The organism is Streptococcus sp. 1032, from assembly GCF_013277015.1.
In the GTDB taxonomy this organism is placed as follows: Bacteria; Bacillota; Bacilli; order Lactobacillales; family Streptococcaceae; genus Streptococcus.
In genome coordinates, this window is sequence record NZ_VMMD01000003.1 from 1 (window position 1) to 12,142 (window position 12,142).

7 protein-coding genes are annotated in these 12,142 nt (G+C 38.3%); 6 read left to right on the forward strand and 1 reads right to left on the reverse strand.

Annotated features, from left to right (window positions below; all coding sequences use genetic code 11):
• Positions 1 to 271, reverse strand: a 271-nt coding sequence (locus tag HT711_RS00795; RefSeq protein WP_173249677.1) for a PD-(D/E)XK nuclease family transposase, incomplete at its 3' end; no start/stop codon positions are given.
• Positions 272 to 712: 441 nt separating this feature from the next.
• Here HT711_RS00795 and HT711_RS00800 point away from each other — a divergent pair.
• The 6 genes from HT711_RS00800 to HT711_RS00840 all read left to right on the forward strand — a co-directional run.
• On the forward strand, positions 713 to 2,404 hold the full coding sequence (locus HT711_RS00800) for a YSIRK-type signal peptide-containing protein (RefSeq protein WP_240148976.1): 1,692 nt from the start codon (positions 713 to 715) through the stop codon (positions 2,402 to 2,404).
• On the forward strand, positions 2,377 to 6,795 hold the full coding sequence (locus HT711_RS11155) for an LPXTG cell wall anchor domain-containing protein (protein WP_240148977.1): 4,419 nt from the start codon (positions 2,377 to 2,379) through the stop codon (positions 6,793 to 6,795). The genes HT711_RS00800 and HT711_RS11155 overlap by 28 nt, the downstream gene beginning before the upstream one ends.
• A gap of 102 nt (positions 6,796 to 6,897) precedes the next feature.
• Entirely contained in the window at positions 6,898 to 9,891 is a 2,994-nt protein-coding gene (locus HT711_RS00825) for a G5 domain-containing protein (RefSeq protein WP_173249678.1), read from the forward strand.
• A 570-nt stretch (positions 9,892 to 10,461) separates the two neighbouring features.
• Positions 10,462 to 11,352 (forward strand): Rpn family recombination-promoting nuclease/putative transposase, encoded by an 891-nt coding sequence (locus tag HT711_RS00830; RefSeq protein WP_173234811.1) that lies wholly within the window; start codon positions 10,462 to 10,464, stop codon positions 11,350 to 11,352.
• A 49-nt stretch (positions 11,353 to 11,401) separates the two neighbouring features.
• On the forward strand, positions 11,402 to 11,728 hold the full coding sequence (locus HT711_RS00835) for a damage-inducible protein CinA (RefSeq protein ID WP_173234809.1): 327 nt from the start codon (positions 11,402 to 11,404) through the stop codon (positions 11,726 to 11,728).
• A gap of 160 nt (positions 11,729 to 11,888) precedes the next feature.
• The coding region (locus HT711_RS00840) for an ATP-binding cassette domain-containing protein (RefSeq protein WP_173249679.1) at positions 11,889 to 12,142 on the forward strand (254 nt) is incomplete at its 3' end.

Here is a 12,142-nt window from a genome sequence, read left to right on the forward strand (position 1 = left end):
TGAAAAAATTCTGATGATGTACCTGAATCTCAATGATAACTTGGGTTCCATTGTCCAACTCCGCCAAGACGTCTATACTGGTATAGAAATCCTGCGCCGAGTAGGGCAGGGAAGGCAAGACGTGAATATTACTTCCCTCCAAAATGGTCACATTTTTTGCTGGCAAGTCCAGCATATCGCGGATAAATTGACAAGTGATTTCTGGATTGCTAAAGATTTTCTTAGCAACCAAATCGTTAGTTGGGCTGATGCCCGGATGACGTACAGTCATATTTCTTCTCCTTTCATTATAGCACATTTTTTAATCTAGGCTCACTAGATTCACTGCTTCTATCTATTTATTCGGAAAAAGTAGAAAAAGAGTAGAAAAAATGTCAAATTGTCTCATTTTTTAAAGAAATAAGTGTAAAAGTTAATGGAAATCTAAAAGCAAGCTGGAAAGGTCTCAAAGCACGGCGCTGAGCTTGCTGATAGGAGGAAGTAAGTCCATAAGATGCACACGACAAGGCAAGGATGATGAGGCTTCATCTTTGGTGTTGGCTTACTGATGATGGACTTCTAACCTAGCTTTGGTCTTAGTAAAAAGAGTCGTCTTTCCATTCAAAAAATTTGAAGTTTCAAGCCGACTGGTGTATAATATATTCATGAATTGTATTCTATTATATAGGAAGTAATAGGGCACAATATATATATATATATATGGAGTGTAAGAATGAATCATCAGAAAAAACAATTAAAATACAGTATACGGAAAGTGAGTGTCGGTGCAGCTAGTGTTGTCATTGGGGCGCTCTATCTTTTGATGGGAGCTGGGATTGCTCATGCTGAGGGCGTGGAGTCTGCTAGAGAAGCTGAGAGGACAGCAAACCCGACAGATCCAGAACAGTCGGGAAATGGAAAGACAGGAAATAAGCCTGACCTCAGCAATACTGATGCAGCAGCAAACACCTATAATGCTCCCGTAGCTGAAAATCCGCTAGTAGCTCCAGAAAGTACGAAACCTCGTACTCGTAGTAAAAGAGAATTACCTGATGGGGATACAGGAGAGACACCAGCTGGCGCTACAGGGACTGAATCAGGAGAGAACCAGCCAACAGGTGAAAACTCACCTGTACTGGATGCCAATCGTAAAGGTGAGACAGTAAAAGACGATCAGCCTGGGGTACATGTACCTACAGATGGAGAAAAGGGTTCGGATGATAAGAATGCCAACTTAAGATTTGATGCTCCTGGTGAGAATGCTACAGTTGAGTACATGTACAAAATCATCCAAAATATGCCGGATGACTTCCAAAACAACGAGCGTTCATACTTGAGAAATATGAACACCCTTGGTGATGCACTGAGATTTAAAGACGGAAAAGTCGTTAAAGATGAAGATGGCGAGAAACTACAAGATGGTGAAATTCGTGAAATTAACGAATTCGGTGGTTGGAAAGCTATAAACGGTGGAACGTTCGCCATCGGTAAGAAAAATGCTCAAGGGTATTTCACTGGTTGGTACTATAAAAAGGGTTCAACCATAGAAAAAGAGCAAGGTGGGATGCTTGGTTCTGACGCCCTGGACCGAGTCTACGTCCACGAGCAAGCCCTAGACCGTCGTTTTAATTACATGTTGATGCTTGCTAAAGGACGTACTATCGCCAATAAAGAAGATAAAGCACAAGATAAATCTCCGTTTGATATAAAGACAGCAAATAACAAGGCTAATAAAGAGAAGCTTAATAATTTACCTGTAAAAGAGAAGGAAGATATTCTCCAACATTCTCCAAATATTGAGGGATTCAATGGAATAGAAAAAACCTTCACTGCCTTTTCTACCAAATATGGAAGTCGCTTGAAAATCGACTTTGTGACAGGGTATATCTCAGACTATGAAGGGTCAAAAGGGACTTATCGTATCGTTGTTAAAGCGATTAAAAAAGGTGAGACTGAGAATACTACTAAAGAAGAAACTATCTATGACCACACTATCAACCGAATTGACGGAGTAGTAGAGAACGAAGAACGTTACAGCCAAGGTGTGGATTTAAGTGAGGTTAATAGATCAATTAAAAAGCTTTTAAAGAACGAGTACGATAACAAAGTCAATACTCTTGCAGCTGAAAAATATAAGAAAAAATATCCAGATGAAGGAAGAACAAATAGAGACAAACTAGCAGCTTTGAAAGAGGAAGTAAAACAAGAACTCGCTAAAAATGGAGATGCTATAGTTGAGTTGCCAGTAGATAAGGATAAATTAAATGAAAAAACCTTCAAAAAGGAGACTGGTTTTAAAGAAACGTTTACTAAATATGGAAATGATTTAAATAATCATTTAAAAAATATGACGGATAGTGAGGTTAAAAAAACTCTCCAACATGGAATAATTCTTCTATGGAAAAAAATGCAGATGGAACAATAAAAAGTAAAGACCCAGATCGTGTCTATAAATTATTAGATTTTGTATTGCCGACTGCGAAAAAAATTATCTATCATGGAGATACAGACCAATTAGAACTCCAAACGGATCCAGAAAAAGTGAAGAATCATCGTGAAAAACTTGAAGCTAGACTGAAAACAAAAGAAGCTAGTTTTGCAAGCAGTACGAATGAAGTGGAAAAAACTAAACTAAAAAAAGAAATCTCTGCCTTAAAATCAGCCATTGGATCCACAAATGCCTACACTTACCTGGAAGCAAGAAACGGAAGTAAAGAAGCAAAAATCCTTGGCTCACACATGGAAGCAACTGAACAACCTAGTACAAGTGACCTAACAGAAACTGAGTACAATAGCATAAAGACCAATGAACTTGCTGCGAAGGCAGAAAAAGGTCTTGAAAGATTCACTTCCTACTTTGTCGAAAAATACAAAGTTGCACGTTCAGAGGTGATTTCTGATGAGGAATTATCAGAAAAAATTCATGCGGAAATTGGTGGAGATAATGACAAACTAGGTAAAGGTGGATACTTCTCAACAGGAGATATTCCATTAGGTAAAGACGTTGTAGCCTATAAAGTGCAAGTGTTTGCGGAAAATGAAAAACGTGTTGGTGTTAACAAGCAAAGTCCAAGACTTCAATATAACTTACCAATCCTAGCCGATTTCTCAGTAATCCAAGATACCGTAGAACCGTCTAAAGAAGTAGCCAAACGAATCATTGATAAACAGGTGGAAGATAAAAAAATTCCACCAGAAGAAGGGAAAAAACTCAAAGGAAAAATCGATGAAAGTAAGAAAACATCGGAAGTTAGAAAAGCTATCTCTGGTAATGTAAAGGTCAAGTATGTCGATGAACAGGGACAAGATATACCACTATCTGAAGAAGACGCTAAAAAAGTCGGAGAAAAATCTGATAATGGTACCTACTTCGTAGAAAAAGAAGCCCTTATTGGGTCAAGCTACGATGTAACAAGTAAGAAATTACGTGGGATTAACACAGGTGAGAAAAAATACCGCCTTAAAAGATCGTTAAATGATGGATTATATGCAGGATCAGAGGCTGTTACAGGCTCAGTGACTTCAACTGATAAGATTGTAACCTTTGTCTACGAAGAAGGGGAGCCAGCCAAAGCAAAAGCAGTTGTTCATGTGAAGAAGCAACAAGAAGCAGGAGACCCTGTCGAATTAGTTGACCATAAGCTAAATCTTGAAACAGAAGTAGGCGAAGAATTCCCATCAAAATCTGTAGAAGACAAAGTAAAAGAGTTGCAAAACTTAGGATATGAAATCGTCGATAATACCTTTACAAAGGGAATTCCTGATTCAAGAAAAGGAGACGACAAAGAGGATAAAGACGGAGAAGAGCCAACGCAGTCTTATACGATTACTGTAAGAGAAAAAGTGGAAACAGTAACAGAGCCGAAAAATCCAAACGATCCAGTAGATCCGAATAACGGAGAAGGACCAAAATGGCCAGAAACAGGACTAAAAGAATCTGATCTTAAAAAAGAAGTAACAAGAACAATTACTTACGTTAAGAAAGAAACACCAGACGGACAAGAAGAGCCAAGTGGAGTAGAAAATAAGGTAGATAAAGTTCTATTCAAACGTACTGCAACATATAACTTGGTTACTAAAAAAATCACTTATGGGGAATGGACGGCAACTACGGATGAAAGCCATCCAGCAAGTCAATTACCAGCAGTCGATACACCATTAAAAACTGGCTATGTAGCGGATATTAAACAAGTAGAAGGGCAAGATGCTCCAAAACCTACTGAGACTGGTGAAGTAACAAACATTGAGAAAAAAGTTGTTTATACTAAGTTAGGATCATGGGTACCGAAAATACCAGGAAAAGATTCAACACCAATTCCATATCCAAACGATCCAAAAGATCCAACAAAACCTAAATATCCAGATTATCCAAAAACACCGGAAAATCCGGATGGAACACCAAACCCTCAACCTGAGAACCCAGGAGGAAATAACACTCCCGGTGGAGGCAATGAGACCCCAGGTGGTGAAACTCCAGGAACTCCTGAAAAACCAAAAACTCCAGAATTGCCGGTAATTCCATACGAACCAGGATACACACCAAAAATTGGTGAAACACCGTTAGAACCAGTTGATCCAAAAGATCCTAAAAAAGGATACAAGGTACCAGAAATACCAAAGGATCCTCAAAATAATACTATAATTGAGTACAAACCAAATCCACAAAAAATTCTTATCAAAGTTGTAAACGTCACAACTGGAGAAGAAGTAGAATTACCTAAAGAAAAACTTGAATTCAATGGCGTTTCTGATCAAGTAGTAACAACAGAAGATAGGGAAAAAGTTGATAATAAAATTGCATCTTTAAAACAACGAGGATATATCGTATCAACGAAGAACCCTATATCAGAAACAACTAAATATGATACAAAGGACGATTCTACAGAACCAACACAAATTTACAAAATTGTAGTAAATGAACTTATATCAAAAGATAAAGAAATTATACCAGTAACACGTACAATTAAATACGTTCAAATCGATGTTAAAGACGGAAAAGAAGTCAAAACAGAACTTAATACAGAAAAAATCAAAACAAAAGTAGATAAAGTTGAATTTTCAAGAGATGCATCTACTAGTTTGACAACATATATAACAAAATTTGGCAATTGGGATGCTGAAACAAAAGAGTTATTAAAAGTTGATACACCTGTATTAGATGGCTACCTTGCAAATGTCGCATCTGTAGAAAATAAAACTGTTCAACCTGCTACAGAATCATATGAGGTGACAGTTGAATACAGAAAAATCGGTTCATGGATACCGAATGTACCAGGAGGAAAAACTCCAACACCAATTCCGTATCCAAATGATCCAGATGATCCAACTAAGCCTAAGAATCCAGAATATCCAACCACTCCGCCACAACCAGGTCAACCAGTACCGAAAGTGCCAGTGATTCCATACGTTCCAGGTTATACACCTAAGACACCAAACGGAACTCCATTAGTACCTATAGATCCGGAACATCCAGAAAAAGGATATAAGGTGCCACCAGTTCCAGAAACGCCAAATGATCCTAAGATGGATACACCAATCAAGTATACACCAGATGGACAAAGAGCTATTGTCAAATTTGTTGTCGTAGGCGAAGACGGAAAAGAAACGGAGCTTGTTGCTTCAAGGATGTCGCTGACAGGTAAAACTGGAGAGAAAATCCCAACAGAAAACTTTAATGATACATTGAAGAAACTAACAGGTGACCCAGTTAATAATGGTGACTACGAGTTAGTAGACAATCCTCTGAAAGATGGAGCGACATTTGACAACGTAAAAGATGAAGAAGGAAAAGATCCGTCTCAAGTCTTTGTTGTGAAGTTACGTCAAATCTATGTTATTCCACCGACACCGAGAATTGTCGAACGTCCAAGCGGTAATACTGTAGAAGTTGACGTGCCAAATAAAGATGCCGATACTTTATCTATTACATTTACAAAACGAAACAGTACTGAAAAAGAAACTATCGTTACGAAGAAAGATAAAGATGGTACGTGGAAAATTGAAAAATCTCCAGTTGGAGTGACTATCAATCCGACGAATGGTCGTGTTTATATTCCAAGTGAACAAGTTCAACCGAAGACATGGGTAGATACGCAAACAAAACATAAATACAAACAAAGTAAGATTGTTAGTGTTATGCCGAATATTCTTGATGTACCTAAATTTGAAGGAACAACAGAATGGATTGACGTAAATGGAAATGTCTTAAGACCAACTGAAAATGGTTTACATGAAAAAGGTCGAATTGCAAATCATGTTTGGTTGGAAAGTCGTTTGGAAGGAAATAAAGTCACACATATTTTCTTTGCAGGTTCTCCATCTGTAGACAAGCCAGAATATAAAATTACAGTCTGGTTTGATAAAGATGGTAATCCACTTAAACCAGATCAACCAGGTACTCATGAAGCTGGAAATATTCCAGGATACAGATATATTACAACTGTAACGGAGGATGGTATTACGATTCATAGATTTGAAAAGATACCGCCAGTTCTTCCTAACGAACCAATTCCAGATAGACCTGAGGAGCCAAACCCACAACCAAATCCAGAGCATCCAAGTGTTCCGACACCAAACCCAGAACTACCGAACCAAGAGACTCCAATACCAGAGCCAACTCCAGAACCAGATACTCCAAGACCTGAAACTCCAGTGAGTCCAGATCCAGAAGTTCCGACTTATGAGACAGGTAAGAGAGAGGAGTTGCCAAACACAGGTACAGAGGCTAATGCTGGCTTAGCTGGGGCAGGATTGTTGACCTTGTTAGCAGGCTTGGGACTAGGATTCTTCAAGAAAAAAGAAGATGAATCCGAATAATATAGAAAACGTTGCTTCTTGCCAAAAGTTGGATGAGTTATCTGGCTTTTGGCTCGGAGTCAACAACCTAGAAACTAAGATAAAAGTAAAATTGAGGAAAATATGTCAAGACAATCAACTAAGAATAAAAAATACGCTCTACGCAAAATCGGAAAAGTTTTCGGTTCCTGTGTAGTGGCTACTGTCATTACCCTAGGTGGTGTTGCAATAATGGCACCAAATGTTACAGTTTATGCTTCAAATACTGAAGCGGACCCCGGAGAGAATAATATTACAGATTTCGCATCTAATGATGATGGGTATGAAGTTCGAGTACCTAAAGGGAAGAGGTATGAAAGTGATGATACAGTCGAAAGTCATAAACCTATCTTGAAACATACAGGTCACGATGGTAGAAGCTTTATCTTGAAAGCTAAAGAGAGTGAAAATTTAACCAAAGAAGATATTGATAACCATTTTGAAGACAATCCTATGGGATCATTATTTGAGAAATTATACGATACAGATGAAAATGGAGAGGTTGATCCTGAATATAAAAGAGCTGATGCTGATGCGATAAACGCAAATGCAGGTAACCCAATTGATGGTACAAACTTTGTTGAACCTAAAGTAAGTGATGTAGATACAAGATACCCTCATCGTGTTGATGCAGGGGTAACGAATATTGCTGACATATATGACAGTAATGGTGATGGTAAACCGGATAATGCTGATGGTCAGATTGATGACCAAGATACTATTGTAGAGGCTAATAAACCGATCACAGTTAATGAAAACTCAGAAGATAATGAGATCAATGAAGATGGGACAGTTGTCTTATCTAAGTATTATCGTATCCATGTCAACAAAGGAGATACAGCCGATAAAGACGATGATATCTATGTAGTTGGTACAAAACCAACAGTCACAATCAATGAGATTGATTTTAAAACGATTTATGAGCCAAATGATCAAGATGTTGCCGGAAATCAAACAATAAAAACTCCTGGTAAAAAAGGTACTTCTACAACGACAACTACCTATACAGTCAATCCAGAGACAGGTGCACGTACAGCAAATCCATCTACAACAGTGGAAACAGAAAAACCTGTTAATAAAGTTGTTTTAGTTGGAACAAAACCAAAAGTAGAAGAAAAAGAACTACCATTTACAAGACGTTATGTAGAAGATAATACAAAAGATAAGGATTATCGAGAAACAACCCAACAAGGTGTTAAGGGTAAGGAAACAAAAACAACTACTTATACGTTGGATACAACGAATGGTACAGTTACAGAAAACAATCCAACAACGGTTACAGAAGAACCAAAAGAAGAAATTATAACAGTTGGAACAAAACCAAAAGTAGAAGAAAAAGAACTACCATTTACAAGACGCTATGTAGAAGATAAAACCAAAGACAAGGATTATCGAGAAACAACCCAACAAGGTGTTAAGGGTAAGGAAACAAAAACAACTACTTATACGTTGGATACAACGAATGGTACAGTTACAGAAAACAATCCAACAACGGTTACAGAACAACCAAAAGAAGAAATTATAACAGTTGGAACAAAACCAAAAGTAGAAGAAAAAGAACTACCATTTACAACACGCTATGTAGAAGATAATACAAAAGATAAAGATTATCGAGAAACTACACAAACAGGAGTAAAAGGAAAAGAAACAAAAACAACTACTTATACGTTGGATACAACGAATGGTACAGTTACAGAAAACAATCCAACAACGGTTACAGAAGAACCAAAAGAAGAAATTATAACAGTTGGAACAAAACCAAAAGTAGAAGAAAAAGAACTACCATTTACAACACGCTATGTAGAAGATAATACAAAAGATAAAGATTATCGAGAAACTACACAAACAGGAGTAAAAGGAAAAGAAACAACAACTACAACTTACACAATGGATCCAAACACAGGAACTGTGACAGAAAACACTCCAACAGTAGTAAGAGAAGAACCAAAAGAAGAAATTATTACAGTAGGAACAAAACCAAAAGTAGTGGAAACACCAGAGACTCCACAACCAGGACAACCAACCGCTCCTGAGGAAGCACCAGCTCAACCATCTGAGCCTGAAGACCAACCAAATCTTAAGGTAGCTCCGCCGACTATCGCTATTGTGGAAGAACCAAATAAAGCAAGCATCGAAGTAAAAGCTCCTAAAAAAGATGCAGATACAGTCAAAATTATCTATCCTAAGAGTAATGGCTCTGGTAATGAAGTTCTAACTCTTACCAAGCAACCTAGTGGTGAATGGACTTTAGACAAACAACCTGAAAATGTTACATTAGACAAGAAAACAGGTACTGTAACCATTCCACGAGAATCAGTTGTCAATAAACAAAAAGTCCAAGCTCGAGCCAAGCATAAAACGAGTGATTATACTCCGTTTGTATACGCTGCTTTATCAATCGAAGCAGCAAACCCAGAGCATCCAGTAACGCTATGGGTAGATAGAGCAGGTAAGGAGATTAAGGAAAAAGTAGTTGGCAAAAAAGTACAGGCTGGCGAAATTGCAGGCTACAAGTGGCTATCTAGTCGCTTAGAAGAAGGTATTTTGACGCATACATTTGAGAAAGTAGCGAATGGAACTCCAATTTTACCAGAAAGCCCAACTAGTCATCCAAGGACTCCATCAAGTTCGCCATCAACTTCAACGCCAGAAAAACCAAACAAAGTTGAAACTCCAGCGGTTCGTACAGTATGGCGCGATGAAAACGGAAAAGACTTGAAAATGCCATCAGTTGATAAGCAAGAAGCAGGTGAAGTTCCAGGCTATGAATTTGTTGAGAGTCACCGTGAGGGAGATAACTTGATAGTTCATGTGTTTAGAACCAAGCAAGCTCAAACTCCTGCTCCAAAAGACCAAACTCCAAGCCCAACACCATCTAAAGTTTCAGAACAAAAAGGTGAAGCAGTGGCTACAGCTACATCAGAAAAGACAGTAGATAGTGCAACATCTACAAAAACATCTGATAAAGCAGAGTTGCCAAACACAGGTACAGAAGCGAATGCTAGCTTGGCTAGCGCTGGTATCATGACCTTGTTAGCTGGTCTAGGATTAGGATTCTTCAAGAAAAAAGAAGACTAAAAACTCATAGTTTTTAAGAAGATGATTCGTCATCTTCTTTTTTGGCTCTTTGTCAACTGTAGTGGGGTGGAGAAAAGCTAATACTTTTCGAAAATCTCTTCAAACCGCGTCAACGTCGCCTTGCCGTAGATATNNCAACCTCAAAGCAGTGTTTTGAGCAGCCTGCGGCTAGTTTCCTAGTTTCCTCTTTGATTTTCATTGAGTATAAGATTAAGAAGAAGCTGAGAAAAAGCCTCTCAAATCAGAAAAACGCATAGTATCAGGTGTTCAAAACTTGAGACTATGCGTTTTATTGTGGGAAGATTTACTTTATTTTCTCCGGAAGTTGAGTTTTGGTCCAGTCTCTTTAAATTATATGTTATCTTAAATTCAGAACAGAACATTATAACTTATAAAACATTGCTAGAAATTGATTCGACTTTACTATCCTATTTGTTCAGAGTTTATTTCCTTTTGCTATAAAGTTTGAATTTCTTTTGTTTTTTCTACTCTTTTTCCGAATAAATAGATAGAAGCATCAAATCTAGTAAATTAGATTAAAAAATGTGCTATAATGAAAGGAGAGCAAACATGACTGTACGTCATCCGGGCATTAGCCCAACCAATGACTTGGTTGCTAAGAAAATCTTTAGCAATCCAGAAATCACTTGTCAATTTATCCGCGATATGCTGGACTTGCCAGCAAAAAATGTAACCATTTTGGAGGGAAGCAATATTCACGTCTTGCCTTCTTTACCCTACTCGGCACAGGATTTCTATACCAGTATAGATGTTTTGGCGGAGTTGGACAACGGCACTCAAGTTATCATTGAGATTCAGGTTCACCATCAGAATTTTTTCATCAATCGCCTATGGGCTTATCTGTGCAGTCAAGTCAATCAAAATCTTGAAAAAATTCGTCAACGTGAAGGTGATACCCACCAGAGTTACAAGCATATCGCACCTGTTTACGCAATAGCTATTGTGGATAGTAATTATTTCCAAGATGATCTAGCTTTCCACAGTTTCAGTATGCGCGAAGACACGACAGGTGAAGTCTTAACCATCACAAATAATGGACAAGAAAACCATCTGGTTAAGATGGCGTTCTTGGAATTAAAAAAATACAGAAAAACCAGCAAAGACGAGGTTCGCAAGCCGTGGTTGGAGTTTTTCGGGAACAAACCCTTTACCCAGCAACCCGAGCGAGCTATCAGTCAAGCAGACCAACTGCTGGACTATAAGAGCTGGTCCGAGGAGGACAGGAAGATGTTTAGTCAACTACGTATGCGTGAAGAACAAGCATTATTAGCACAGGACTATGCCTTGGAACAAGCTGAAGAAAAAGGTTTAGAGCGTGGGAAAATATCTACCTTTCTTGATTTAGTACATCAACATGTTTTAACTTCCGAATTTGCGAGTGAGCAATTAGGTATGTCAGTTGCTGAGTTTGAGTCACTATTGAAAGACCGTAATAAATAAGACCTAAAAATACAGAGAAACCAGCAAAGACGAGGTTCGCAAGCCGTGGTTGGAGTTTTTCGGGAATAAACCCTTTACCCAGGAACCCGAGCGAGCCATCAGCCAGGCAGATCAACTACTGGACTACAAAAGCTGGTCTGAGGAGGACAGGAAAATGTTTAGTCAACTACGTATGCGCGAAGAACAAGCCTTGTTAGCACAGGACTATGCTTTGGAACAAGCTAGGGCAGAAGGTATTGAACAGGGGTTGGAATGTGGTCTTGAACGTGGAAAACTTTTTGCCTTCTTAGACATGGTTCGTCAACATGTTTTAACTTCTGAATTTGCCAGCCAGCAGTTAGGAATGACTGTCGCTGAGTTTGAGTCACTCTTGTAAACGAGCGAAAATGTTTAGCTAGCTATCTTGCAAAAAAATAAGTAGAGTTTATAATCCAAATACTTTTTAATACCAAGAATAAGCAGAGCCGGTTTTTCTAGGATATTTGGGTTAAGACGATTGTCTTGAATGCCTTAGGGAAACATGCTATACTACTTGTATGATTATTTTACAAGCTAATAAAATTGAACGTTCTTTTGCAGGAGAGGTTCTTTTTGATAATATCAACCTACAGGTTGATGAACGAGATCGGATTGCCCTTGTTGGGAAAAATGGTGCAGGTAAGTCTACTCTTTTGAAGATTTTAGTTGGAGAAGAGGAGCCAACTAGCGGAGAAATCAATAAGAAAAAAGATATTTCTCTGTCTTACCTAGCCCAAGATAGCCGTTTTGAGCTTGCAGATAAGACTGACGA